23 protein-coding genes are annotated in these 25751 nt (G+C 40.9%); 16 read left to right on the top strand and 7 right to left on the bottom strand.

The window, feature by feature from the left end:
* Positions 1-301: 301 nt before the first annotated feature.
* The 5 genes from K0S23_RS03545 to K0S23_RS03525 all read right to left on the bottom strand — a co-directional run bounded on the left by K0S23_RS03545 (position 302) and on the right by K0S23_RS03525 (position 6831).
* A complete protein-coding gene (locus tag K0S23_RS03545; protein WP_300354338.1) occupies positions 302-1297 on the bottom strand; it encodes a sialidase family protein in 996 nt (331 codons plus the stop codon).
* Positions 1254-2192 carry a lysophospholipid acyltransferase family protein gene (locus tag K0S23_RS03540; RefSeq protein ID WP_300354336.1) on the bottom strand — a complete coding sequence of 313 codons (939 nt, stop codon included), beginning with the start codon at positions 2190-2192 and terminating at the stop codon, positions 1254-1256. The genes K0S23_RS03545 and K0S23_RS03540 overlap by 44 nt, the downstream gene beginning before the upstream one ends.
* Positions 2189-3463 carry a replication-associated recombination protein A gene (locus K0S23_RS03535; RefSeq protein ID WP_300354333.1) on the bottom strand — a complete coding sequence of 425 codons (1275 nt, stop codon included), beginning with the start codon at positions 3461-3463 and terminating at the stop codon, positions 2189-2191. The genes K0S23_RS03540 and K0S23_RS03535 overlap by 4 nt, the downstream gene beginning before the upstream one ends.
* Before the next feature lie 154 nt (positions 3464-3617).
* Entirely contained in the window at positions 3618-4121 is a 504-nt protein-coding gene (locus K0S23_RS03530) for a YqgE/AlgH family protein (protein ID WP_300354330.1), read from the bottom strand.
* A gap of 145 nt (positions 4122-4266) precedes the next feature.
* A complete protein-coding gene (locus tag K0S23_RS03525; RefSeq protein WP_300354327.1) occupies positions 4267-6831 on the bottom strand; it encodes a putative LPS assembly protein LptD in 2565 nt (854 codons plus the stop codon).
* 469 nt (positions 6832-7300) lie between these two features.
* On the opposite strand from K0S23_RS03525, the gene K0S23_RS03520 reads away from it, so the two are divergent.
* From K0S23_RS03520 to K0S23_RS03495, 6 genes are all read left to right on the top strand, one after another.
* A complete protein-coding gene (locus tag K0S23_RS03520; protein ID WP_300354325.1) occupies positions 7301-8437 on the top strand; it encodes an N-acetylmuramoyl-L-alanine amidase in 1137 nt (378 codons plus the stop codon).
* A gap of 5 nt (positions 8438-8442) precedes the next feature.
* Positions 8443-9480: an MlaD family protein gene (locus K0S23_RS03515; RefSeq protein WP_300354323.1), complete on the top strand. Its 1038-nt coding sequence runs from the start codon at positions 8443-8445 to the stop codon at positions 9478-9480.
* Positions 9481-9492: 12 nt separating this feature from the next.
* Positions 9493-10821: a (Fe-S)-binding protein gene (locus K0S23_RS03510; RefSeq protein ID WP_300354321.1), complete on the top strand. Its 1329-nt coding sequence runs from the start codon at positions 9493-9495 to the stop codon at positions 10819-10821.
* Between the two features lie 107 nt (positions 10822-10928).
* The gene (locus K0S23_RS03505; protein ID WP_300355353.1) at positions 10929-11723 is read left to right on the top strand and encodes a (Fe-S)-binding protein; all 795 of its coding nucleotides are present in this window, start codon (positions 10929-10931) and stop codon (positions 11721-11723) included.
* The gene (locus tag K0S23_RS03500) at positions 11720-12172 is read left to right on the top strand and encodes a hypothetical protein (protein ID WP_300354319.1); all 453 of its coding nucleotides are present in this window, start codon (positions 11720-11722) and stop codon (positions 12170-12172) included. The genes K0S23_RS03505 and K0S23_RS03500 overlap by 4 nt, the downstream gene beginning before the upstream one ends.
* Positions 12173-12422: 250 nt before the next feature.
* Positions 12423-13652, top strand: coding sequence for a pyridoxal-dependent decarboxylase (locus tag K0S23_RS03495; RefSeq protein WP_300354317.1), 1230 nt, complete (start codon positions 12423-12425; stop codon positions 13650-13652).
* Between the two features lie 372 nt (positions 13653-14024).
* Here the strand turns inward: K0S23_RS03495 and K0S23_RS03490 are convergent, their stop codons facing one another.
* Entirely contained in the window at positions 14025-15059 is a 1035-nt protein-coding gene (locus K0S23_RS03490) for a DUF4421 family protein (protein WP_300354315.1), read from the bottom strand.
* Complete coding sequence (locus K0S23_RS03485) at positions 15052-17157, bottom strand: S9 family peptidase (protein WP_300354313.1); 2106 nt, start codon at positions 17155-17157, stop codon at positions 15052-15054. The genes K0S23_RS03490 and K0S23_RS03485 overlap by 8 nt, the downstream gene beginning before the upstream one ends.
* A gap of 68 nt (positions 17158-17225) precedes the next feature.
* Between K0S23_RS03485 and K0S23_RS03480 the strand changes: the two genes are divergently transcribed.
* From K0S23_RS03480 to K0S23_RS03435, 10 genes are all read left to right on the top strand, one after another.
* Positions 17226-17999 (top strand): class I SAM-dependent methyltransferase, encoded by a 774-nt coding sequence (locus K0S23_RS03480; RefSeq protein WP_300354311.1) that lies wholly within the window; start codon positions 17226-17228, stop codon positions 17997-17999.
* Positions 18000-18043: 44 nt separating this feature from the next.
* Positions 18044-19015 (top strand): cytochrome c peroxidase, encoded by a 972-nt coding sequence (locus K0S23_RS03475; RefSeq protein WP_300354309.1) that lies wholly within the window; start codon positions 18044-18046, stop codon positions 19013-19015.
* A gap of 160 nt (positions 19016-19175) precedes the next feature.
* The gene (locus tag K0S23_RS03470; RefSeq protein WP_300354306.1) at positions 19176-19757 is read left to right on the top strand and encodes a sigma-70 family RNA polymerase sigma factor; all 582 of its coding nucleotides are present in this window, start codon (positions 19176-19178) and stop codon (positions 19755-19757) included.
* Between the two features lie 193 nt (positions 19758-19950).
* Positions 19951-20853 carry a hypothetical protein gene (locus tag K0S23_RS03465; protein ID WP_300354303.1) on the top strand — a complete coding sequence of 301 codons (903 nt, stop codon included), beginning with the start codon at positions 19951-19953 and terminating at the stop codon, positions 20851-20853.
* A 381-nt stretch (positions 20854-21234) separates the two neighbouring features.
* A complete protein-coding gene (locus K0S23_RS03460; RefSeq protein ID WP_300354300.1) occupies positions 21235-22089 on the top strand; it encodes a hypothetical protein in 855 nt (284 codons plus the stop codon).
* 86 nt (positions 22090-22175) lie between these two features.
* On the top strand, positions 22176-23225 hold the full coding sequence (locus K0S23_RS03455) for a quinone-dependent dihydroorotate dehydrogenase (protein ID WP_300354298.1): 1050 nt from the start codon (positions 22176-22178) through the stop codon (positions 23223-23225).
* Positions 23218-24072: a hydroxymethylglutaryl-CoA lyase gene (locus tag K0S23_RS03450; protein ID WP_300354296.1), complete on the top strand. Its 855-nt coding sequence runs from the start codon at positions 23218-23220 to the stop codon at positions 24070-24072. The genes K0S23_RS03455 and K0S23_RS03450 overlap by 8 nt, the downstream gene beginning before the upstream one ends.
* Positions 24073-24087: 15 nt before the next feature.
* Positions 24088-24741 (top strand): hypothetical protein, encoded by a 654-nt coding sequence (locus K0S23_RS03445; RefSeq protein WP_300354293.1) that lies wholly within the window; start codon positions 24088-24090, stop codon positions 24739-24741.
* Positions 24742-24765: 24 nt separating this feature from the next.
* Positions 24766-25185: a hypothetical protein gene (locus tag K0S23_RS03440; protein WP_300354290.1), complete on the top strand. Its 420-nt coding sequence runs from the start codon at positions 24766-24768 to the stop codon at positions 25183-25185.
* Positions 25186-25273: 88 nt separating this feature from the next.
* Positions 25274-25720 carry a hypothetical protein gene (locus tag K0S23_RS03435; RefSeq protein ID WP_300354287.1) on the top strand — a complete coding sequence of 149 codons (447 nt, stop codon included), beginning with the start codon at positions 25274-25276 and terminating at the stop codon, positions 25718-25720.
* Positions 25721-25751: the final 31 nt, after the last annotated feature.

Raw genomic sequence — 25751 nt, 5'->3', positions numbered from 1 at the left:
CGGGATATATAGTAGAGGCCAAAAAGAGGTTACCTGTAATGGTAACTAGGTACTTAAGTCAGGTTCTTATATCAGATTACGGAATATTCGATTTTTTTTTAAAAGTTTCTAATAGTTGCATGTTCGTCCGCCGCGGCGGACAAACAGCCCTTTAACTGACTGTGGTTTAGAGGATAAAATCGTCTTAATTTCCCTAACAAGTTAATAGTTTAAACAGACTATTTTGCCGTTGTTAGTTTTTGAATAATAATTCCTAAACACCTCTAATTATCTGTGTAACTTGTTCTTGCACATCAGGTACCTACTTTTTTATTTTCAATTTCAAACAGTAACCCTTGTTGCTTGTAGCATATAAGGTCTTCTTTTCCAGAAGCAAAGCACAAAAATTCCCTTTCATCAAAAAGTGCCAGCTTTTCCCACCATCTTTGGAATAGTCTATTCCCGTTGTTCCGCAAGAGAAAAGTATCTTCTTGTTTCCTGTAACGCAGGAACGATAGCCATTAGGATAAACTTCAGAAGCTGTCCAGGTTTTTCCGCCGTCAATTGTAAAACACGCGTTTTGAGATGCTTCACTGCTTTTCCGGTAATCACCGCCAACGATAACCCCGTTCATCGGATCCCAAAAGAAAAGAGAAAAAGGACCACAGCCTTCGCCGGTCTTTAAGGGGAGCTTTACACTTAAAGTGGTTTTCGACCAAAGATCCATTGAATGAAACCGGGCAGAACTGTCACCGCCGGAAACAAAAAGGTAGGTCTGTGGATTGAGAAACTGAGCGCAGGTTCCGCTAGCTGCATAACAACCTTCATTAGGCTTATTATTAACTTGTTGGTCGAGTTCATTGAAAGTGCCTGTTTCAGCATTTCTTTTTCTTAAAAAGAATTTTCCGTCAACGGGATCACCCAAAATGATCAGCTCGTCATTCAATAAAGAAATGTCATCCAGGAAAATTCCATTTTCACTGAAAACAGGAATAGCAGCTCCCGGATGTCCTTTGTAAACAATCCCGACATCTCCTGAAACGATCGCGAATAGTGTATCTGCACTGACTGCAATGTCCCGGAATTCTCCGCTGCTTACGGGTGGAATAATTACTTTCCTGCTATGATCTTGCTCATCAACGGAAATAACTCCTGTTTTTGAGGTGCCGAATAATAGTGTTTTCTTGTCATAACGCACAACAATGCGCGAGTAGGAAGTGTCTGCTGAAAAACGCATGGTGTCAATCGAGATCACTTTCTGTGCAAACCCCGGATTACTTAGGAATATGAGTCCTAAAAAGCAAATTAAATTTCTCACGTTGTTCTTCTTTTAATTTCGGAATATTATCCGGAACTGTCCTTTTCCAGCGTTTGTGTGACCATAACCAGGGACCCGGTTCAGCAATAATACGCTTTTCAAGCAAACGGGCATGTGTTTCTGTAATTTCTCCCCACGGTAAAGTTCGTGGTTCATCTGTCAGAAGCTGCAATTCTACCTCGTAATAACCGCGTTTGATCTTTTTGGGAAGATAGAAAACAACCGCCTGATCGTAGCTGTTTGCCAATTGTTCTGCTCCAAAAATAATTCCCGTAGTCTGGTTTAAAAAAGTCATCCAGTAACATTTATTGGAATCCGCCGGGCTTTGATCGCTTAGTACGAGCGTTGCTGTTGGAATTCCCTTTTCAATAGCCGAATTGAATGTTTCCTTTACCGTTTTTGCGTGGATTACCTTCATTCCGAAACGGGAGCGAAGAGTGTTTATTTTTTTATCCCAATATCCGCTTGTCAGAGGCATCCCGATTCCGATTGCCTGGTGCGGGAAGAACAGGTCCTGACCGGTGATCATCCATTCCCAGTTCATGTAATGAGCAGAAACCAGTAAAACGCTTTTGTTTCGTTCGTAAAGTTCCTCCATCAGTTCAGGATTCTTAATTACAAAGCGTTTTCGCAATTCCTTTTCCGAAATGCCCAGGTTTTTGACTCCTTCCAGCATCATATCAGCGAAATGACGGTAAAAGGAACGTTTGATCTTTTGCTGTTCTTTCTTTGTTAAATGCGGAAAAGATCGGGCAATATTTCCTTCGATCACTTTCTTCCGGTAAGGAAAAACGGTGATCAGTAACAGGAAAAACAGATCTGAAAAACGGTAAGTGATCCAAAGCGGAAGCCTGGAAAGCGGAAGCACGAACAAATAGTAAGCTACTTTACTCATTTTTTGAATTTATTTGGCCAAAGTGTTAGCAACTGTTTCTTTATTTCCTGCTCGCGCGCACTGCTTCCTGCATGAAAAAAGGTACGGTCTTTCAAAGAATCAGGTAAGTATTGCTGGGAAACAAAATTCCCGGGAAAATCGTGTGCGTATTGATATTGGGCGCCGTATCCCAGGTCTTTCATCAGTTTGGTTGGTGCATTTCTCAGGTGAAGCGGAACCGGGGCATTCGGGTCTTGTTTTACCGTAGCGATTGCTTCATCTATTGCAAGGTAAGCCGCATTTCCTTTAGGCGAAGTAGCCAGGTAAATGGCGCATTGCGAAAGGATGATTCGTGCTTCGGGCCAGCCGATCACCTGGATGGCCTGGAAGGTGTTGTTTGCCATGATCAATGCTGTGGGATTGGCCAAACCGATATCCTCTGCAGCTGAAATAAGTAATCTGCGGGCAATGAATTTCGGATCTTCGCCACCTTCGATCATTCGTGCCAGCCAGTAAACTGCAGCATCGGGGTCACTTCCACGAATGGATTTTATAAAGGCGGAAATAATGTCGTAATGCTGCTCTCCGTCTTTGTCGTAGCGTACACGCTGTTGTGCTAGCTGGTTGACTAATTCGTCCGTAATAACGGCGGTTTCATTCGGAGAGAAAGTATTGACAACCATTTCCAGCAGGTTCAGCATTTTTCGTGCATCTCCTCCTGCAACGGCAATCAGGGATTTGTATTCGCGTAATTCTATTTTCCGCTTGGAAAGGATGATGTCTTGTGTGATGGCCCGGTTGATCAGCTCTAGCAGATCTTCCACTGTGTGACTCTCTAAGGTGTAAACCTGGCAACGTGAAAGTAATGCTGAAATAACCTCGAATGAAGGATTTTCAGTAGTGGCGCCAATCAGGGTAATGGTGCCCTTTTCTACTGCGCCAAGCAAAGAGTCTTGCTGTGATTTCGAGAACCGGTGAATCTCATCAATGAACAGGACAGCTCCGTTTGACTGGAACATTCCCTGGCTTTCAGCTTTTTGGATAATCTCTCTCACGTCTTTAACACCGGAAGAAATAGCTGAAAGTGTATAAAATGGCCGGTTTAATTGCTTTGCAAGTAAGTTTGCCAGGGTTGTTTTTCCAACACCCGGAGGTCCCCAAAAGATAATGGAAGGAAGGATTTTGGATTGTATGGCTTTCCTCAAAGCTCCGTTTTCTTCCAGCAAGTGCCTCTGTCCGATGTATTCGGACAATTCATTGGGGCGCATACGTTCTGCCAGTGGAGCACTCATCTTGTTTTTGATTTTTATTTAATGATTCAGACTTCAACTGCACTCAGTTTATGTTTGAATTATCTAAAGGACACTGAGCGTTGAAAACCTTGACCTAAGCGTCAATGGGAGTCGAAGTGACCTTTTCACATCTCAAAAATAAGATAATTCTTCCTTAGTTGTCTGCCGGATTTACAGGATAATCGGCCATTAATTTGTATTTCCCTCCCAGGCGGGAAAGTAATTCGCGCCACAGGTCATCGTCAAATGCATTGAAAACGTTCAGGTCTTCGGGTGCCTTCATGACGATCCAGCTCAGGTCATCGATTTCGTTTTGCAGCTGTCCTTTGCCCCAGCCGGTATATCCGATGAAAAACCGGAGATTCGAAGGTGTCATTTCATCGCTCGAGATCCGTTTCTTGATCTCGGGATAATCTCCGCCCAGATAAAGGTTGTTGCCGATTTCCGCAGAACCTTCTATTTCTTTGTTTTGATGTATGTAAAACAACTGGTTGCGCTCAACAGGCCCGCCAAAACCAACCGGGATCTTTGCTTCCGGGAAATCATTTACTACCGAATTGATCTCGATTTCCAGTGTATTATTCAAAATCAAACCAAAACTCCCGTCTTCGTTGTGTTCACAAAGAAGAATAACTACGCGGGAAAAATTACTGTCCATCAGAAAAGGTTCTGAAAGAAGCAGATTACCTTTGGATGGACTTGGTTGCTTATTTATTTGTAAGGGAATCAACGTTGTTTGTTTTTTATGTAAAATACAAACAATTTTTTAGTTCAAAAACGAAACCAGGCGCAATTTTGAATAATTAGTTGAGAACAATAGGTGGTTTACGGATATTGATGTTTGCATTTTGCAACATAGACGCATTTCCTCTGATTCCGACAGTAAAGCTTTTGTTTGTTCCGATAGGTGTCCAGTTGAAGACTACATTCCAGCAATGGATATTCCGGTACAGGTTGATATTGAAGTTACTGATTGCTCTTCGTTCAATGTCGTACATCACCCGCGCACCGACTTTCCAGTTCGGGGTTAAATTCACATCTCCGCCAATTGTTGCGGTATTTGTAGGTAAATAATGTTTGTCCCTGTAAGTGGAAGTGTCCGCGTTTAAATTAATGGCAAAAATGTGGTCGATCGTTAATTTCCATGGAATCTCAAAATAAACCAGGTGATTCGGGTTCACGATCCATTGCTGATATTCCGGGTTCCATACATTCGACATTTGATTGGAAATGTTTTGCAGACGGTCACGACTCTTTTTGGTGGTTAAGATCAACGTTGTGGCAAATGAAGCGGATTTTATCCGTCCGATTCCCTGTTTGGTTTTAAGAGCGTAATCTTCTTTGATTAATCCGCTGTTTGTATCCCAACCATACCAGCTGTGATCTGCAGTAATTGTCAAATTGATGAATTCATTTGGATTGATGACCATGCGCATATTCAGATCTCCCCAGTTCATGGTGTCTTTGAAAATGTCGTAATCTGTACTCAAAAAGAAGTTGTCGATCAATCGGGTCTTTTTAAACCCGGTAATGGTGTCTTTTTCGCTTTTTTGCTTGATCTCAAAGGTGTTATTCAACCCGAGAACGATTCTCCCCGAAGATTTGGTAAGGTATTCGGAATACAAACTGCGTTCAAATCTGCTATACCTGATTTCATTGCCGGCAGTATCCGTGTAACTGGTTATTCCCTGCTGAATGGCCGGTGCATAATTGAATGAAACCGTTGGTGTCATGACGTGACGTAGTAAGGTTTTCCGTTTGCCTACGAACCGGTAATAGGAGTACAGGTTGCTTGTCAGTGAAAGACTGGAACTGAATGAATGACTGAATCCGCCTCTTCCGATCGTATCAATCAACACAACATTACTTGTGTCCACAACTGTTTTTTCGATTGTCTGAAAGTTATAGATCTGCTTGTATGTAGCGGAAGGAGTAATCCGGACAGTGTTTTTGAGTATGCTGAAGGTGGCCTGAACGTTAAAATTTTGTGTGAATCCATTCCTGAAATTCCGTCCGATACTATCAAAATCACCGTTTTTCAAATAGCGGTCTTTAAACGAAGAGCGATTCTGAATTTCGTTTGCATAGCTGAAACCAACAACCTTGTTTACTTTCTTGAAAGGGAATATCCGGTTGGTTGTCTGAAAGTTGAAGATAGGAGAGGTTAAATCGATGATCCGGGTAGTGGAGTTTTGTCTCAGGCTCAGTTTCAGGTCTGCAGAAATAGGCAAGGCACCAAAGCGTTTTCCCAGGCGAATATCCGAGTTGAGGGTGTTGTTAAAATACTGTGGATTATTTTGCTGGTTTAAAGTCTGTTTGTTCGTTGAATTAGAGTTGTAATTGACATTAGCCGTAAAAGACCAGTTTGGATTCAGTTTTGGATCCTGGTTGTGATTCCAGCGGATCGTCGTCGTACTGAAAACAGTAGAATCGGGGTAACCGTATCTGAAACGTGTATAACCCAGGTCGAAATTTCCGTTGTGCTTGTATTTTGTTGCGTATTCGGAGTAGTTTCTGAATCCGAAACTTCCGCGTGTATAACCTGTAGCGTATGCGATGGTTTGGAAGCGTTCTGATATGGGAATGTAATATCCTAAGTCCAGGAATCCCATTCCATATGGAGACATCAGGGAGAATTGAGGCATAATGAATCCGCTTTGCCTTTCTTTCTTCTTTTTCAATGGGATCATCGCAAACGGAAGTCCGAGAGGTGTCGGAACTCCCATAACCCACAAGTTAATAGGACCGGAAACGATTCGCTTATCGGGTACCATAACAGCTTTGGAAAGTGCAAAATGGTAATGGGGTTCTTCTAAATTACAGGTCGTAAATTTTCCATGGATAAAATGTACATCCTCGTTTGGCTGCCGTTTAGCTTTTTCCATGCTCAGGTAATATTCATCCTGCTTGATGGCAGCTTCCTGGATGTATCCTTTCTTCGTCTCAAAGTTGTAGCGAATGGATGCCGCTCTCAGAGTATCTCCGCCATCGATGAATACGGGTTTTCCAATTTTTCTTCCGAGTGAATCAACGGCAAAAGTCGCCAGGACTTCATTTTTATTCAGGTCGATGAGCAGGTATTCTGCAGACATGTCGACACCTTCGTAATTCAACTTGGCTTCACCGTACAGATGGACCTGCTTCTTTCTAAGATCCGAATAAATGGAATCCCGTGCCGAATAGGTGATAATGGATTTGAAATCGCTGTCGTTGATGTAGATCTTGCGGTTCCGGTAACTATCGGAATTGGTACTGTCTTTTGTACCGCCCTGACCGAATGCAAATGTGGTGGAAATACAAATCAGCAAATAGAATACAATTCTAATTGCAGCATAAAAAATAAGGAAAGAGCCTTTTTTTGTTTTCAATACTTGTATTAACGGTTACAACGCTTGGGCTGAAGCTTCAGCGAAGGCACAAAGCTACGAAATTACGATGGTTTTGATGAATCTTAAAACATGATAATACGTAACTTGTTATTAGTTTAAAGTCTCATGCATGAAAATACAAATAGTCACATGCGTGAAAACAGTTATTTTTTTCTCCGCTGAAGGCTTACACCTTAGATTCAGCCTTGGCGAATCACGCAGATTGCGCCGATTTTTCAGGTTTCATTAGAATCTAACTTAAATTTCCAATTACTGAAATCTGCATTATCTGCGGGAGATACTTGAATTTTCATCAAGAAAATGCATTTATACAAAAGTCGTGCTAGAAATACCGTTTAATCGATTTTTCCCGCTTTTTCAACATTCTCTTATAGATAAGTTTCTAAAATGGTCTGAAGATTGCTTGGTAAAGAATAGTACTTTTATTCAGGAATCGATATACTCCGATATGAACCGATTAGAAAATAGTTTGCTTTGGTTGAGATGGGTTGCAGTTGCAGTCCCCTTTGTTATGCTTTTTGGCTTTCAGATCCAGAAACAACCGGCTCAAAGTAAGCAGCCCGGCACAATAAGAACCATTGTGATTGATGCAGGACATGGCGGGAAGGATCCCGGCTGTCACGGATCGTCTGCTCATGAAAAAAACGTTTGCCTTGCAATGGCACTGGAGCTCGGAAGAAAAATCAAAGAAGGATATCCTGAAATCAAAGTGGTTTTTACACGCGATAAAGATGTGTTTGTAGAATTGGATGACCGCGCCAAGATTGCAAACAAGGCAAATGCCGACTTATTTATATGCATTCATGCAAATTCTGCTTCCCCGACAGCCTACGGAACTGAAACCTACGTTCTGGGACTCCATAAAACAGATGCACAGGCAAAGATTGCGGACCGGGAGAACAGTACGATTTATCTGGAAGCGGATAAAGGTGAGAAATACAAGGATTTCGATATGTCGCCTGATGCGATCATTGCCCGGCAATTGCAGCTCTCGGTGTTTTTAGATCAATCCATCCTTTTTGCAGACAAGTTACAGAACGAATTCAAGTCGATTGGCCGCTTTGACCGGGGCGTAAAACAAGCAGGTTTCCTGGTTCTCTATAAAACTACGATGCCGAGTGTCCTGATCGAAACCGGGTTCCTGACGAATAGGGATGAAGAGAAATTTTTGGCAGATTCGGCCGGACAGAAAAAAATGGCCGGTGCGATGTTTATTGCGTTTGAGAAATACAAAGCGGAATTGGAAGGCGTTGATTACAAAACAAGAGCGAAGCAGGAAGTAGCAGATAATTCGGAAACGGAAAAAAAGGAGCTGAAAGATAAAGTGGTTTTCAGAATTCAAATCGAAACGTCCGAAACAAAGATCGCTGCAAATTCAAGTCGCTTCAAAAAACATGAAGTATTTGAATATCAACAGGATAGATTATATAAATATACTGTTGGAGAATTTGTTGGCGATTTCAATGCAGCGAATACTTATAAGAACGAACTAAGGCAAAAAGAATTTCCGAATGCTTTTGTTGTTGCTTTTCAAAATGGAGAGCGTATTAGTTTGGAAAAAGCTATTAAATTAGCAGAAAAATAAAAGTTTTGAAGATCAAAAAAGAGATTAAAGCGGGGATAATTGCTATCGTAGCGATAGGTTTACTTGTGACGGGTATTAATTTTTTGAAAGGCTTCTCATTTTTTGGAGGAGACTCGCAGTATACTGCTTATTTCCCGAATGCCGGTGGAGTTAGTGCGTCTACTTCCGTTTATGTAAATGGGGTGGTTGTCGGAAAAGTTATTTCTGTAGACTATAACCCTGGTGGAGATTCTACTTCAAAAGTAAAGATGGTGTTTACTATCCAGGATGATAATCTGAGAATTCCCAAAAGCTCTGTTTTGGAAACGGGCTCTGTAGACTTGTTGAACAAAGGATTGTTGTTGTTTATGGGGGATGATCTTTCCAAAGGATATTACACTGAAAAAGACGCTATCCAGGGGCGTGTGCAGCTGGATATGTTCGGACAATTAAAATCTTATGCAAATCCGGTATTGCAAAAAGTTTCCGCATTGGTTGTAAACGTGGATAAGACCATTACTTCTTTAAAAGGATTTTGGGATACAACGGCTACTTCTGAAATCAGGGAATCACTGGAGTCATTGAAACTGACATTTAAAAAGTTCGGAAATATTGCAAACGACGTTGAAGGTTTGGTTGCTACTGAAAAAGTGAAGTTAAGCCGGATCATGAGTAACGTAGAATCAATTACCGGGAATTTGAAAGCATCGAATGATAAGGTGTCTAAGATCTTGGGGAATTTCGAGAAGGTTTCGGACGACCTGGTAACTGCCGATTTCAAGAAGGTTATCACCAATGCAAATTCGACCATTGAAAAATTGAATGCAACCTTTACCCAGATAGAATCCGGTAACGGAACACTTGGGAAACTCTTGAAAGACGAGAAATTATACAACGAACTGGTTCAAACCAATAAGAGTCTTCAGAACCTGGTTCAGGACCTGGAAAAACATCCGGAAAGGTATATTCACTTCTCGGTATTTGGCGCAAAAACGAAAGGAGTTCCAATTACTACGGGTGACGAGAAAAAATTACGTAACTTGTTAGATTCTATCCCGGATTAATAAAAACAGTTTATGATTGCTGCAATTATTTTTAGTATAATGCTGGTTGCCGGATTCGGATGGTTCGGAGTGAACATCCTGAAAATCCGTTCAAATATTTTACTTGGGAGAGATGTAAACCGCAAAGACAGACCTGCGGAACGCTGGAGAGTGATGACCCTGGTTGCACTTGGTCAAAAGAAAATGTTTGCCAGGCCGATCCCTGCACTGCTCCATTTGGGAATCTATGTTGCTTTTGTTATCACACAGGTCGAATTAATTGAGATCGTGGTAGACGGGATCACTGGATCACACCGGGCGTTTATGGAATCCTTGGGAGGATTTTACACCCTGGTTATTTCAATAATTGAAATACTTTCTGTTGCCGCACTGATTGCAACGATTGCTTTCCTTGTAAGAAGAAATATACTCAGACTCAGACGTTTTCATAAACCTGAAATGAAAGGTTTCCCGACATTTGATGCGAACCTGATCCTATGTATGGAACTCATTTTGGTTTTCTGCATTTTCACAATGAACGGAGCTGATGAAGCCTTGTACTTGCAAGGAGCTTCACACGCATCTCACGAAGCAGGCTCTTTTGGTTTTGCAATTTCCTCATGGGTTGGTCCGCATATTTTTGGCGGATTCAGTGTTGAAACATTACATGTTTTGGAAAGAGTAGGATGGTGGGGACACTGGATCATGGTGCTTTCTTTCCTGAATTACCTGCCGTATTCAAAACATTTCCACATTTTACTGGCGTTCCCGAATACCTGGTATTCCAACCTGGAGAAAAAAGGAAAGTTTACCAATATGGAGGCCGTTACCAATGAGGTGAAGCTCATGCTTGATCCGACGGCTGATCCTTTTGCTGCTCCGGCTCCGGAAGGAGCTCCGCAACGCTTCGGTGCTAAGGATGTAACAGATCTGACCTGGAAAAACCTGATGGATGCATACACGTGTACGGAATGTGGACGCTGTACTTCAGAATGCCCCGCTAATATTACAGGGAAGAAACTTTCTCCGCGCAAGATCATGATGGATACGCGTGACAGAATGGTTGAACTTGCCGATGGAAAGCGTAAAAACGGGAAAGAATACGAGGACGGAAAATCATTGATGTTCGATTACATTACAGAAGAAGAAGTTTGGGCGTGCACATCATGTAATGCTTGTGTTCAGGCATGCCCGGTAAATATTGATCCGCTTGCTATTATTGTCGATTTGAGAAGATACCTGGTAATGGAAGAATCCAAGATGCCGACAGAATTGACCGGAATGCTTACAAATATTGAAAACAATGGAGCTCCATGGCAGTTTTCTCCTGCAGACAGAGGAAATTGGATTCACGAGGATTAATGTTGTAGAAATAAATTTGAACTTTTTGAACCTTTGAACCTCTGACTTAGCGTTGAAAACCTTGACCGAAGCGTCAATGGGAGTCGAAGGCACAATAACAGAATAAGATTATGAGCACGTTACATGTACCAACAATGGCCGAAATGATGGCGCAGGGACAAACCCCGGATATCCTGTTTTGGGTTGGTTGTTCAGGTAGTTTTGATGACAGGGCAAAAAAGATCACGAAGGCCCTGGTTCGCATTTTGAATGAGTGCAAAGTGAATTTTGCAGTTTTAGGTGCGGAAGAATCATGTACCGGAGATCCGGCAAAGCGTGCAGGAAATGAATTCACATTCCAGATGCAGGCAATGATGAACATCCAGGTATTGGATGGTTATGAAGTAAAGAAAATTGTTACTGCATGCCCGCATTGTTTCAATACCTTGAAAAATGAATATCCCGAATTAGGAGGGAAATATGAAGTAATTCACCATACACAGCTGATCCAGGAATTGATCAACACCGGGAAACTATCCCTGAAAGGCGGAGGTATGTTCAAGGGTAAGAAAATTACTTTTCACGATCCGTGTTACCTGGGAAGAGGAAATGATATTTACGAAGCTCCGAGGGAACTGATCGAAAAACTGGATGCCGAGTTGGTGGAGATGAAACGCTGCAAAACCAATGGCTTATGCTGTGGTGCCGGTGGTGCTCAAATGTTCAAAGAAGCTGAAAAAGGAAATAAGGAAGTCAACGTAGAACGTACGGAGGACGCCTTGGAAACTCAGGCTTCGATCATCGCAACGGGTTGTCCTTTCTGCAATACCATGATGACGGATGGAGTAAAAAACTTCAACAAAGAACATGAGATCCAGGTACTCGACGTCGCTGAATTAATTGCAAACGCAGCTGAATTATGATCCCTTTTGATCAACTTCCGGATAATGCACGTTTATGGAGCTATCAGGCTGACCGTAAACTGACTGCCACCGAAAAAGCGTGGATTGAAGAAGTTCTTCCCCCGTTTCTTACTGAGTGGGCCGCACATGGTGCCAAGCTGAATGCATATGGTGCGGTTTTGGGTGATTATCATTTGATTCTGGTTGTGAACGAGGATCAGGCAAATGCTTCAGGCTGCTCGATTGATAGTTCGGTGCGTTTCATAAAACACCTCGAGAAAGAATTAGGGCTTTCGTTTTTTAATCGCTTGAAAATGCTGGTTGATAACGGCGAGCAGGAATTCTTTACCTCTTATGCTGAATTAGATAAGCTGGATCGGGATGCCATGGTCTACAATAACATGGTGATGACTGTAGGTGAGTGGAAGCATTCCTGGAAGGTTCCTGTTTCGGACCTGGTAAATAATTAATCCTTCGGAATAATTCCAAACCATTTTACTCCGTATTTATTTCGTATCTATCCAGTACTTATCTCGATATTTGTACTAATTTTTAACACTCGAACATTTCCGTTTAGGATACTCTCCGAAAGCCAAAAGCATATCTGGTAACCAGTGCGAAAAATTTCATTCTCAATCAAAAAAGTGAAAAATCAAATATGCTGATCCTAATCAGTGTCCGGTACTTTTTTTAATCCAAACTTTGTGGCAAAAGAATGCTATGGAGTGGAAACGAAAATCGGAAAGTGAAGCCAGGCAACGTGTTTTTGATGCCTTAAAGAACAATGTGGATTACAGGAGTGGGTCTGTGCTGGGAATTCCTGGAACTTACCTGGATCCGAAAGTCTTTTCGGCAGAGATCAGTTTTGTTCGTGAAGCACCCTATCTTTCTACCTTGGTTCAAAATCCGAATCATATCGGTTGCCATACCCTGGGTAATTCCGAATCTTACTTTGAAGGAACACATGTCTTGGAACGCGAAGTAATACGTATTTGTGCCGAAAATATTTTATGCGCAGAACCGAACAGTATTGATGGATATATGGCCACCGGGGGAACAGAAGCAAATTTACAGGCCGTATGGATCTATCGGAACTATTTTATGCAGATGCACCAGGCGGATCTATCCGAAATTGCAGTGGTATGCAGCGAAGACAGTCACTATAGTATGCAAAAAGCCGGAGATATGTTCAATGTGCATTGTGTCTTGCTGCCGGTAGATCAAGAAACCCGCAAAATTGATCTGCAGAAGGCAAATGAAAAACTGCTTGCTCTGAAAGAGGGTGGGGTAAAATATAGTGTTGTTGTGAGTAATATGATGACAACCATGTTTGGTTCGATCGATGATGTGGATGTTTATGCCGGGTTAATGAAGAACCACGGATTTCAGTTTAAAATACACATTGATGCGGCTTACGGTGGTTTTTATGCTCCGATCGTTGATGATAACAACCGGATTAATTTCCTGCATCCGGAAGTGAATTCCTTTACAATGGATGCACATAAAATGCTTCAGGCACCCTACGGAACAGGAATTTTCCTCATTCGGAAGGATTGGATGAAGTACGCACAAACAGATGCAGCTTCGTATGTTGTAGGTGCGGATTGTACGATATCAGGAAGCCGATCGGGCGCCAACGCCATAGCGGTTTGGTTAATTTTCGCAGCTTATGGCAGACATGAATGGTTTGAGAAGTGCTCGATTTTGGAGCAGCGAACGTCCTGGCTGGCTAAACAACTCAATAAACGCGGAATTCAGTATTTCCGTGCACCCTTATCGAATATCATTACAATAAATGCATACCAGATTTCACCCGCCTTAGCGAGTCAATTTGGTTTGGTCCCGGATGATCACACTAAACCTTCCTGGTTCAAAATTGTAGTGATGCAGCACGTTACGGTTGAAAAATTAGAGGTTTTCCTAACGGAGCTGGATAAGAGTCAGCGATAGCTGACGAAGACTGAGGCTCCGTCTCACAAGACGGAAAAGCCAAAGGAAATATATAGTATGCGAGTGTGAAGGATTTAGTGGCGATTTTACTTCATTTCCACATTAGTCCTCCATCTATTTGAAGAAAATTTAATCTTGAAACCTCTCCCGATACATCAGAGGCCTTGGTATCTGAAAACTTCTCAGAAATGTAAAATGAATAACTTTGGAATAATTATATAATCCTGCTTAAACTAGGTAAAGAATAGATAGCGTGTGGATAGAGCGACTATAGAGCGTAGATAGAGCGACTTTTGTAATGAAATTTAACAAACGATTTTACGGGCTTTTTTGGAAAAATAATCCCGATAGCTATTGGGACGTAATTCGGAATTATTTTAATCCTTCCTTCGCTTTTTTCTCCTCCGCTTCGCGCTGTTCTTTTTTCTTAGTCACATTTAAACGCAACCCTCCAACCAGCTTCAGATTGTAAAAGGTTTGTTTATAGGTGAAATCGTTAAAGGCAATGGACTTATTATCAAAATCCGTGACAAACATAATGAAGTACCTGGGCTTATTGATTCCGCCGACCAGTTTGATATCTATGCGGGGTGCGAGTCCCAGGAAACTTCTTGTTGTACCCTCAAAGGTGTAGATCTTCGATTGAAGTACCAGTCCTAAACCACCCATAATTCCAAGTTGGAACATCCGCCATCTGCGGACATAGGCATAACCGGGCACAACTCCCACATCAAAAGCAGCGATGAGATTGGAAGAGGTTTTGCTTTCGCTTGTGTCTTGAAGTTCTATCGGAAGTAATGATTGATTGGAGGAAACACCGTGATAATTCATGGTGTATTTTAAGTAAAACGTCCTTACATCCCTGTGATAAGAAGCGGTTTTTCCTTTGAAAGCAGACATTTTGAATTCATTTCGGAAGAATTGCCAGGAATTAATGGAAAAACTGGCTGCACTGATATCTTCCCGGATCAGATTGGGATTGTCGGGAGTAATTGTATCATTCCACCTGTAAGCGCGTTTCATAGCATACCCTTGGTAAATATGGGCATTCACATCGAAATACATGTTCTTGAAACTAAAGTCAAAACCAAGATCGTAGTATTGCGTTTTCCCGAATTTCTTCTTTGATCGGACCGAATTAGGAAGGGTTACACCAAATCGCAGTGACATCCACTTGTAGGAAAATCCGAAGCCCAATACAGGATTGAAATTATTCCGGTATTTCACGCTTTTCATTCCCTGGCTGAAGGGATAGGCAATAGACATCGGTGCAGTGCTCCATCCGAAATCAGAATACAAGACCAATCTTGTCCGGTACCTTTGATAAGGAAGCGAATCTGCATCCTGACTGTAAACCGCAGATGTAAAAACACTTAAAAATAATATGAGAATATAAATCCTACTCATTAATTATACCTTGTATCTCACACAAAAATGCAAATTCTTTTGCAACTTCTAATCGCTCTGTCGATCTTCCGGAACCACCGCCATGACCCGCACTCATGGTGCAGTCAAAGAGGATAGGAGCTGAGCCGGTGTTGTGTTTTCTAAGTTTGGCAACCCATTTCAAAGGCTCCCAGTACTGAACCTGGGAATCATGATATCCGGTCGTAATAAGCATTGCCGGGTAATCCATTTTCTTTACGTGATCGTAAGGAGAATAACTCAGCATATACCAATAAGATTCTTCTTCATTTGGGTTTCCCCATTCTTCGTATTCCCCGACAGTTAACGGAATACTTTCATCCAGCATAGTCGTTACAACATCTACGAACGCTACCTGGGCAATCATTCCTTTAAACAGGTAAGGCGCCATATTACTTACTGCCCCCATTAATAAACCTCCGGCACTTCCGCCCTGGGCATACATGGAGTTCGGATCGCAATATCCTTTCATTGCCAGCCATTCGGCAGCATTGATAAAATCGGTGAATGTATTTTTCTTGTGATTCAATTTCCCGTCCTGGTACCAGTTTTCACCGAGAAACTTTCCACCCCGGATATGAGCTACCGCATAAACAAATCCTCTGTCAAGCAAGCTTAAACGTGTGGCAGAAAATGCAGCCGGGATGGTAACACCGTAACTTCCGTAGCCGTAAAGCAAAAGAGGTGCTTTCTTCAAATCAATCCCTTTTTTATAAACGATTGAGATGGGAATCTTTTGACCGTCGTTTGCAGTGGCCCAGATTCGTGCGGAAACATAATTGGAAGAGCGGAAGTTCTTATCGATCAGTGTTTTCTGGAAGAATAACTGAGTTGATTTGTTTTCTACATTGTATTTGTAAATCGAACTCGGGTTAGTGAAGGAAGTGTAATGATAATTCACCACTTTCGATGCATAATTTTCATTGAAGCTGAAATTCAGTTCATATACTTCTTCCGGCATGGATATTTTGGAGAAATTGCTTGCATCCAAACTGCCGACTGAGATTTCAGTTCTTCCCATTTTCCGCGATTGGACGGCCAGAAAGCTTTGAAAAACTTCAGCTTCTTCAAGATAAACATCTTTGTCGTGCGCAATCAGGATGTTGCAATCTTCTATGGAATTGGGAACGGATTTGGAGAATACCAATTTTCTGTTCGGGCTGTTCTTATTTGTAAGAACATAAAAACCGGTTTCGTGGTGGTGAATTTCATACAAATGATCCTTTTCTCTTTTCAGAAAGCACACTGCTTTTTCAGAAGGTCTGTCGGCTTCGATCATCCATGTTTCGGAACTGGTGCTGCTCACGGTATGGATCAGGATGAGTTTTTTGTCTAATGTCTTAGTGATATAAACCGCAAAACGTTCATCTTTTTCTTCGAAAAGCAATTCGTCTTTTGAATGAGAGGTTCCGAGAACATGTTTGTAAACCTGGAATTCACGGAGAGTAGTAGGATCTTTCTTTACGTAAAAAACCGTTTTGTTGTCATTTGCCCAAAGAATGCTTCCGTCTGTATTGGGAATCTGTTCTTTCAGTATTTTTCCCGAATTATTTTCCCTAAACGATATAATATAATTACGTCGCCCGATTTTATCCTGCGAAAAAGCAAGCAGTTGATTATCCGGTGAAATAGAAAAATCTCCGAGCGAGTAATATTCGTGACCTTTCGCCAATTCGTTTTCATCAATAAAGATTGTTTCCTTCTTTCCTTCAATAAGAATCAGTTGCTTATAATCTTTATCCTTTATTTGTCTCCATTGGTAGGTTTTCCCCTGGATCTCAAACGGTGCACTTGTTTCTTCAGGATTGATGCGCTCATCGAATTCCTTCAAAAAAGTGTTTACCAGGTCCTGTTTTCGATCAAAGAATGCTTTTGAATAATTATTTTCTTCAGCGATATAATCCAATACAGGTTTTGAATCGCGCTCGTTCATCCAGAAATACGGATCAATTCTGACATGATTGTGTTTGATCAATTCTTTTGGAATTTCCTTGGCAATTGGAGTAACTGACTGGCTTTGTGAATTCACGATAAATGGAGTAAATGAGAACAATGAAAGTAATCGGAGAAAATTCTTCATATTACAAATTTAAAAGAAGTCTTTTAAGAATTGCAGGTCGGATGCGCTAGTTTATTAACTTTGTTTTCATGAAAAAAGCTTATAAGTTTCTTCTGAACAAATTGCCAAGGCCGCTTTTAATCCGTTTAAGCTACGTATTTAAGCTTTTTGCGCCGTTGATTTACAAGGGAGATAAGGTCGAATGTCCGGTATGTGAACGAAAATTCAGAAAGTTTTTATCCTACGGTTCTAATGTCTCGCATCGTGAAAATGTACTTTGTCCATATGATCTGACTTTGGAAAGACACCGGTTGATGTGGCTCTATCTAAAAAGAGAAAGCAATTTCTTTACTGCTGATAAATTAAAGGTTCTTCACATTGCGCCAGAGCAGTGTTTTCATAAAAAGTTTAAGAATCAAAAAAACCTGGAGTATTTAACGGGAGATTTAGTTTCCCCGATAGCTGATCTTCATTTTGATCTGCACCAGATTCCCCTGGAAGATAACCGTTTTGATGTGGTGTTCTGCAATCACGTAATGGAACATGTAGATGACGCATTAAAGTGCATGAAAGAATTGTACCGTGTGATGGCTCCCGGAGCCTGGGGAATTATGCAGGTGCCTCAGGATATGAACAGGGAAGAAACTTACGAGGACTGGAGTATCACATCTCCGGAAGATCGTGAAAAGCACTTTTGGCAGAAGGACCATGTCCGGCTGTTTGGAAGAGATTATCCTCAATGGCTTGAAAAAGCAGGCTTTGAAGTGGAAATTGCTTTTGCAGATAATCCGATTCCGAATGAAGAAATTGAGCGTTACAGAATCGCTAAAAATGAAACGCTTTATATAGTAAGAAAAAAATGAGTTTCCTGTTTCCCTGTTTCATAGTATCTTAGAAATTAAGTGTTATGAAATTCAATCGGTATTTGTTTATAGTGCTTCTTCCGGTTTTGGCAATCGGCTTGCGATGTTCTGATCCGGAGGAAAATTATGTGCTTGGAAAAATTCCTTTTCCTGAAGACAATCCGATTACAGCAGAGAAAATTGAGTTTGGCAGAAAGCTGTTTTTTGATAAACGCTTATCGAAAAACGATCAAATCTCCTGTGCAAGCTGCCATCAACCGAATAAAGCCTTCACAGATGGTTTGCCGAAGAGCAAAGGAGTAAACGGAGTAACTGCCCTGCGAAATGCTCCCAGTCTGCTAAACAGTTCTTACTTCACAAGCTACATGTACGACGGGGAAGTGAAAACTCTTGAAGAGCAAGTTCTTGTTCCTATTCAGGATCACCTGGAGATGGGAAGTTCAATGAAGGAAGTTCTCCAAAAGCTTTCAAAAGATTCTGAATACCGGCGTTTGGCAAGATCCGTTTTTAATCGCGAACTGGATGCTTATGTAATCACGCGGGCAATCAGTACTTATGAACGGTCCTTAATTAGTCAAAACAGTAAATTCGACTGGTACAGGGCAGGAGTGAAGGGAGTTCTCAGCCCCGATGAAATTGCCGGATGGGTTTTATTTTCGGAAAAACTCTATTGTACGAAATGTCACACCGGGTCTAACTTCACCGACTACCGGGTTGTTAGCAACGGACTTTATTCTGATTATGGAACAGACCAGGGAAGATTCCGTATTCGCGGATTGGAAAAGGAGAGAGGTACTTTTAAGGTTCCAAGCTTGCGGAATGTATCACTTACCGCTCCATACATGCACGATGGAAGCATGCGCACCCTAAGAGAAGTAATTCTTCACTATTCCAAAGGCGGAAAGGCTTTCCCAAATAAATCACCGATCATCAAACCCTTCCGATTAAATAAATTGGAAATCAGACAATTGGAATTGTTTTTGAAAACACTGACCGACACTTCTCAAGCGTATTAACTTATAGTTCTACTTAATTGATAGGACTAATTGGCTTATTCGTCGAAAAACTGTTAAAAAAAAGCTCGATAATTCAATATTTGATAATATATTGAAAAATATCCCGTTATATTAGTTATACCCAAATGCAAATTATGCAAACCCAAAATCCAAATATACCATGGCAATTAATGTCTATTTCCACCAGTCACCGGAACTGCTCCAGGAGGAGCAAGTATGGGTGATGCAGGCAAAGGAGGATCCGGCAAGATTCGAACCTTTGTACCGCAAGTATTATGATGCAATACTTCGCTATCTGAAACAACGCATGGAAGACCCCGAGCAGGCACACGATGTGGCTTCCCAGGTTTTTATCAAGGCGATTAAGAATTTAGCGAAGTATGAAGACCGGGGAGTACCTTTCGGTTCCTGGCTTTATCGAATAGCTAAGAGCGAATTGTACCAGAGTTATCGGGAAATGCAGTCGAACAGAACTGTTTCAATGGAACATGTTCAGATTCCAACTTTCGACACCTTGTTTTTTGATAATCAGGAATTTGAGCACAACCAGTCTTTACTTTTGGCAGCAATGCAGAAGTTAAAAGAAGAACAGTTAAAATTGATTGAGATGCGATTTTTTGAACAGCTAAGCTTTAAAGAAATCGGTGAATCAATTGGTATTACAGAAAACAATGCAAAAGTGAAAACGTTCCGTGCATTGGAAAAACTAAGAGAATACTTCTTAGTCAGATACGCAGCTTAAAAAAAGAGAAGGTCTTTCAATTTGAAAGACCTTTTTTATTGAATTGATTTTTTGTTAAAATTCCATTCGCTAAAACAAGTCACTTGCTCGTCCACAGTCTCTGTTTGAATAAAAACAACTAATTTTTTAGGAAGCTGTCATTTAAAATCTTAAATTATTGTTAGGAAGCACTTTACAATGTTAATTTTTTACTATGAATTATACGGCTCTAATACTTGCATCCCTGATTCCTGCGATTTCTTTTACGCAAAGTTTAAATTTCAATTCACAGCGAAACTGGGCCATGAATAAGCACGAAATTTCAATCGGGCTTGGTGTAACCAGTTTTTTAGGAGACTTGGGAGGTTCCGACAGGATAGGTTCCGATTATAGCTTGAGAGATATTGATTTTAATTCAACATTAACGGGTGGTTCTTTTTCTTACAGGTATCGCTTCCATCCCTTTTTCGCAACTTCGACCATGGTCAATGCAGGAATGTTAAGCGGAAGTGATGCATTGACGGCTGAACGTGTCAGGAATATGCGGAACCTAAGCTTTCGTTCGTTTTTCGGGATGGTGAGTCAGCGATTTGAGATTATTGTATTGGCCAATGAGAGAATTGGCGGCAGCTACAATATTCCAGGATTAAGAAGATTTACGGATCACAACGAACAATTGTATTTGATTGCGGGTATCGGTGCGATGTATTACAACCCGAAAGCTTTGTATGATGGGGAATGGGTTACATTGCGGGACATGCATACGGAAGGGCAGGGGCTTCCAGGTGGTCCGGCTGAATACAAGCGCATTACTGCAACAGTGCCTCTGGGAATAGGATTCCGAATGGGGATCAATCGTCTGTGGAGATTTGGTTTGGAAGCAACTTACGTAAAAACATTCTCTGATTACATCGATGATGTTCACGGCGAATACTACGATCCGGCTGTTATTGAGGCAAATTACGGACCGCAAGCTGCATATTTGTCAAATCCTTCAACTACTCCTGAAGCCTTTAATCCGGGGAGCAGGAGAGGCGGAAAACAAAACGATGCTTTCCTTTATCTGAACATAATGATCACCAGAAATATTACCTACAAATCTTCTTCCGGAAGGTAAGTAGTAGAGTTGAAAAGACCACTGAATGAATCAATTTCAGATGAAATAAAAAGAAGCATTGGAAATTTTAAAAGAATATTTCTTAAGAAGATATTACTGCTTGAATTCGAGCGGATCGAGGTCCCCTTTTTTCATGAATTGGTTTCTTTTTGTTAAAAATCATTCAATAAAACAGCTTACTTATTCATTAACAGTGCCTATTTAAAAAAAAGCAACAAAATTTTTAGGTCGCTGTTATTTAAAAATCTTAATTTAGCGCCGTGGAATTCTACTACAACATAAATTTTTAGAATGAAGTATACAACTCTAACTATTTTATCTATAGTTTCGACAATTTCTTTTGCGCAAAGTTCAAATTTCAATACACAGCGAAATTGGGCTATGAATAAGAAAGAAATTTCAATCGGTCTTGGCGCAACTAGTTTTTTAGGAGACTTGGGAGGTGCTAATCAAATCGGTACCGATTATAGTTTGAAAGATATCGATTTTAATTCAACTCATTTCGGAGGCTCATTATCTTACAGATACCGTTTTCATCCTTATTACGCAACTTCTACCATGGTTAATTTGGGAATGCTGCGCGGGAATGATGCTTTGACGGCTGAACCGATCCGGAACATGAGAAACCTGAATTTCCGTTCGTTTTTCGTGATGTTGAGTCAGCGATTTGAGATTATCGTATTGGCGAATGAGAAAATTGGTCGCAGATACAATATTCCCGGATTAAGAGGTTTTTCCGATCACAACGAACAATTGTATTTGATAGCAGGTATCGGTGTAATGTATTATAACCCGAAAGCTTTGTATCAAGGCGGTTGGGTAGCCTTACAAGGCATGCATACTGAAGGACAGGGACTTCCCGGTGGTCCGGCTGAATACAAACGCATTACTGCGACTGTTCCTTTGGGAGTCGGATTCAGAATGGGGATCAATCGCATGTGGAGAGTAGGATTGGAAGCAACTTATGTGAAAACATTCTCGGATTATATCGATGATGTGCACGGCGAATACTACGATCCGGCTATTATCGGGGCAAGTTACGGACCTCAGGCGGCATATTTATCTAATCCTTCAAATAATCCTTCGGCATTTGAGCCGGGTAGCCAGAGAGGTGATAAGCAAAAAGATGCTTTCCTATATGTGAACATCATGGTAACAAGAAATATTACATACAGATCTGCTTCGGGAGGTGGACCGATGAAGTTCGGAAAACGCCGTTACAGAGCGAAGTTCTAAGCTAAGTTTTAAAATTCTTTTAACAAAACGAGTTTGTCTATTGATAAGCTCGTTTTGTGTTTTTACCTTTGGTACAAATTGATAGAATGTACCCTTTGTTGAGATGGTTTCTCTTTAAGTTTGACCCCGAAAAAGTTCACTATTTTACCTTCAGACTACTTGGCTTTTGGCTGAAAGTGCCTTTGGTAAAGCCCATTTGGAAATCCATTTACTGTATTAAGAACCCCTTACTGGAAACGAACGTTGCCGGGATTAAGTTCCCGAATCCTGTCGGATTGGCAGCCGGGTTCGATAAGAACGCGTTAAGGATCAATGAACTTGCCGCTTGTGGCTTTGGGTTTGTTGAAATCGGAACGGTAACTCCTGTAGGTCAGGACGGAAATCCAAAGCCCCGTTTGTTTCGCTTATTGGAAGATAAAGCCATTATTAACCGCATGGGATTCAATAATGACGGAGCAGAGGTGATCGTAGAGCGCTTGAAGAAATTGAATCCGGCCTGTATTATCGGAGGGAATATCGGGAAAAATAAAGTGACACCGAATGAAGATGCAATTTCGGATTATCTCGCATGTTATCACGCACTGGAACCACATGTTGATTATTTTGTAGTCAATGTTTCTTCTCCGAATACACCCAATTTGAGAGAGCTCCAGGATAAGGAGCCGCTTACCAAACTGCTTCAGACACTTATGGATGAACGAACAAAAGTAAGTTCTTCAAAACCAATTTTCCTGAAGATTGCACCCGATTTAACTGATTCTCAGTTAGATGATATTGTTGACATCGTTAATGAAACCAAAATTGCCGGAGTAATTGCTACAAACACGACTATTGAACGAGGGAATTTAGTAACTTCAAGTGCCGAAGTTGAGGCGATAGGTGCGGGGGGAGTTTCTGGTAAGCCTTTAACAGCCAGAGCTACAGAGGTTATCAGCTATTTGTTCCAAAAATCGAATGGTGGATTTCCAATTATCGGAGTAGGAGGAATCTATTCAGCTGAAGATGCGCTTGAAAAATTACGGGCAGGTGCAAGCCTGGTTCAGATTTATTCCGGGTTTATTTATGAAGGCCCGGCTTTGGTGAAGCGAATCAATAAAGCGGTGTTAAAAGAACGAAAGAAAATTGCACATGGATAATCGCGTTTTTATTACAGAATGTCCCAGAGACGCTATGCAGGGAATCAAAGATTGGATTGAAACTTCCGATAAGATCAATTATTTGAACCACTTATTGAAATGCGGTTTTGATACCTTGGATTTTGGAAGTTTCGTTTCACACAAAGCAATTCCTCAAATGCAGGATACGGCAACCGTACTGGAAGGATTAGACGAGAGCGAAACAAAATTATCGGCCATTATTGTGAATGAAAGAGGAGCGGAAGAGGCTTCCAGATTCGAACGGATTCATTATTTAGCCTATCCGTTCAGTATTTCCGAAACATTCCAATTGAGAAATACAAATGCAACAATTGAAGAATCCTTAAAAAGGGTAGAGGCCATCGCAAATATTTGCCATAAGGAAGATAAAGAGCTGGCGCTTTATTTGTCAATGGGTTTTGGGAATCCTTATGGGGATGCCTGGTCTCCTGATCTGATTGCTACCTGGTCTGAACGATTGACACAGCTGTTTGAAGTTTCCAGGCTTTCCTTGTCTGATACGATCGGGATAGCATCACCGGAATTGGTTAAACAGGTATTTTCAACTACTTCAGCTGAATTTACGGATATTCAAATCAGTGCCCATTTACATACTGTGCCGCAAAATGCAAGTAAACTGACCCAGGCAGCTTACGAAGGCGGGTGCCGTTATTTTGAAGGTGCAATTAAAGGTTATGGAGGTTGCCCGATGGCTGCGGATGAATTAACTGGAAATATGCCTACAGAACGAATGCTCGACTGGTTTAAAGAAAAGGGAATTGAAACCGGAGTGGATAATACCCGATTCTCAGAAGCATTTGTAACATCAGCCAAAATCTTTCATTAATTGGTAAACATTCACATGAAACTAAGATTCTTATACATCCTTCCTGTTTTCTTTTTATTTATGTCTTGTGATGATGAGGCAGATGACGAGATTTCAATTGAACCAAGACATTCCGCCGGAAAGGAGAAAGTAGTTGATCAGACAATCAGTACAAACTTTAATGAAAACTCCTTTAAGTCAAAGGTTGAGACTGAATTATTAAAAGAACTGCATATTTGCGACCCGAAGGCTGTTTCTGACGATGATCCCGAACACCCATCCTGTAGTCCAAATTTCTTTCGATTCTTTAAATTGAATGACCAGACTCCTTTAAAGGATGGTTTCAAATTGCTAATAAAAGCGGGCGTGAACGGGTTTCCGTTAAGAAGGTTATTGATTTTTGAGAGGGAGAACGATGTGCTTGTCAAATTGAACGGTTTCAACGGAAATTTGATCGAAGAGCGTAAATCTGCTTCCGGTTATAATGATCTGGTAATCCGTTTTCCTGATAATGTCAATGGAAATATCACGTATTATAATTGCTTGTTTAAGTGGAAAGAAGGGAAGTACAATTACGTAAACTGCGAAGTGATTGATGAAGATGTTCCGAGAAGAGTAAGAGCTGAATTCATTGATTCGATGGGAGTTGAGATTAAGAAAATATTGGATAAGAATGATATGATCTTTTAATAGAAACGCATATTAAAAAGTAAGATGAAATTTACCCGTTTATTTTTATTTCTGCTTTTAATACTGAGTTCTTGTGGTGATACAAGTATTGAACCGATTGACCGTTACATTTTAATTCATGACAATTCTTCAAAAGTCTGGCTTGTCGACAAACAATTGGACGGAGATAAAGATTATACACCCCTTCAGATCGAATACAAAGAAATAATCGTTTTTCACGAATCCCGGAATGCATACTTCCATACTTTAAAAACCTTGGGGACAAAACCAGGAGTTAAAAAGTCTTTTTGGTTGGATGAAGCTAAAAATGAATTCGGGTTTTCAGGAAACAAGAAAGATTTGGTTTTTGAAATCGTCAGCATATCCCGCAAAAGGATTGTACTCAAACCAAAAAATAATTCCTACAAGTATACCATTGTTTTGATTCCTTTTCCTGAATATTAGATCTGGACTCTTGATATGTCAATTTGAGTTAATAATTAAATCTTGCCCTTCAGGACATTATTTTTATATTTGCCTGTAACTCAACCTTATGAAAAAACGAATATATTTTCAATTCTTGTTCCTTGGTTTATTTGTCGTTTCCTGTGGTTCCAATGAAGAATGCAAAGATTGTCAGGTAGAAACCATTGCAGATACCATTACAAAAAAAGACGATTTAACGACTGTTCTTAAAGATACAGCGACTGAGAAAAAATCTGTTTCAGTTGAAATGAAGGAGAATCATGAAAAGATTGTAAAGAAGTACGGAGAGCAATGGGATTTTTGTACTTGTGTGATCGCGCATGATTCAATCAACGATGCTTTCGAAAAAGGGGGAATGACCGCCAAGCAGGAGGAAAAATTGATGGCTCGCTGGGAACATGTAGATAATAAATGTAAAGAATTGCTTACCACTCCCAATACCACTCCGGAAGAACGGGCCAAACACGATAAGAAGGTTATGAAGTGTTTGAAACAGAACGGATTGAGAAAGTAAGCCATATCTTCAAAAATATTTTTCAAATCCT

It is taken from the genome of Fluviicola sp., from assembly GCF_029266855.1.
Taxonomy (GTDB): Bacteria; Bacteroidota; Bacteroidia; order Flavobacteriales_D; family Crocinitomicaceae; genus Fluviicola.
Note: the sequence above shows the minus strand (reverse complement) of the source record. Positions and strands in the feature narration are given on the sequence as shown.

Excerpts from the sequence above, each read along its gene's own strand:
- K0S23_RS03440 (WP_300354290.1), top strand. The coding sequence starts at position 24,766 with ATGAAATTTACCCGTTTATTTTTATTTCTGCTTTTAATACTGAGTTCT.
- K0S23_RS03540 (WP_300354336.1), bottom strand. The coding sequence starts at position 2,192 with ATGAGTAAAGTAGCTTACTATTTGTTCGTGCTTCCGCTTTCCAGGCTT.
- K0S23_RS03520 (WP_300354325.1), top strand. The coding sequence starts at position 7,301 with ATGAACCGATTAGAAAATAGTTTGCTTTGGTTGAGATGGGTTGCAGTT.
- K0S23_RS03535 (WP_300354333.1), bottom strand. The coding sequence starts at position 3,463 with ATGAGTGCTCCACTGGCAGAACGTATGCGCCCCAATGAATTGTCCGAA.
- K0S23_RS03490 (WP_300354315.1), bottom strand. The coding sequence starts at position 15,059 with ATGAGTAGGATTTATATTCTCATATTATTTTTAAGTGTTTTTACATCT.
- K0S23_RS03435 (WP_300354287.1), top strand. The coding sequence starts at position 25,274 with ATGAAAAAACGAATATATTTTCAATTCTTGTTCCTTGGTTTATTTGTC.
- K0S23_RS03475 (WP_300354309.1), top strand. The coding sequence starts at position 18,044 with ATGAAATTCAATCGGTATTTGTTTATAGTGCTTCTTCCGGTTTTGGCA.
- K0S23_RS03460 (WP_300354300.1), top strand. The coding sequence starts at position 21,235 with ATGAATAAGAAAGAAATTTCAATCGGTCTTGGCGCAACTAGTTTTTTA.
- K0S23_RS03470 (WP_300354306.1), top strand. The coding sequence starts at position 19,176 with ATGGCAATTAATGTCTATTTCCACCAGTCACCGGAACTGCTCCAGGAG.
- K0S23_RS03495 (WP_300354317.1), top strand. The coding sequence starts at position 12,423 with ATGGAGTGGAAACGAAAATCGGAAAGTGAAGCCAGGCAACGTGTTTTT.
- K0S23_RS03445 (WP_300354293.1), top strand. The coding sequence starts at position 24,088 with ATGAAACTAAGATTCTTATACATCCTTCCTGTTTTCTTTTTATTTATG.
- K0S23_RS03455 (WP_300354298.1), top strand. The coding sequence starts at position 22,176 with ATGTACCCTTTGTTGAGATGGTTTCTCTTTAAGTTTGACCCCGAAAAA.
- K0S23_RS03530 (WP_300354330.1), bottom strand. The coding sequence starts at position 4,121 with ATGGACAGTAATTTTTCCCGCGTAGTTATTCTTCTTTGTGAACACAAC.
- K0S23_RS03500 (WP_300354319.1), top strand. The coding sequence starts at position 11,720 with ATGATCCCTTTTGATCAACTTCCGGATAATGCACGTTTATGGAGCTAT.
- K0S23_RS03480 (WP_300354311.1), top strand. The coding sequence starts at position 17,226 with ATGAAAAAAGCTTATAAGTTTCTTCTGAACAAATTGCCAAGGCCGCTT.
- K0S23_RS03510 (WP_300354321.1), top strand. The coding sequence starts at position 9,493 with ATGATTGCTGCAATTATTTTTAGTATAATGCTGGTTGCCGGATTCGGA.
- K0S23_RS03465 (WP_300354303.1), top strand. The coding sequence starts at position 19,951 with ATGAATTATACGGCTCTAATACTTGCATCCCTGATTCCTGCGATTTCT.
- K0S23_RS03485 (WP_300354313.1), bottom strand. The coding sequence starts at position 17,157 with ATGAAGAATTTTCTCCGATTACTTTCATTGTTCTCATTTACTCCATTT.
- K0S23_RS03450 (WP_300354296.1), top strand. The coding sequence starts at position 23,218 with ATGGATAATCGCGTTTTTATTACAGAATGTCCCAGAGACGCTATGCAG.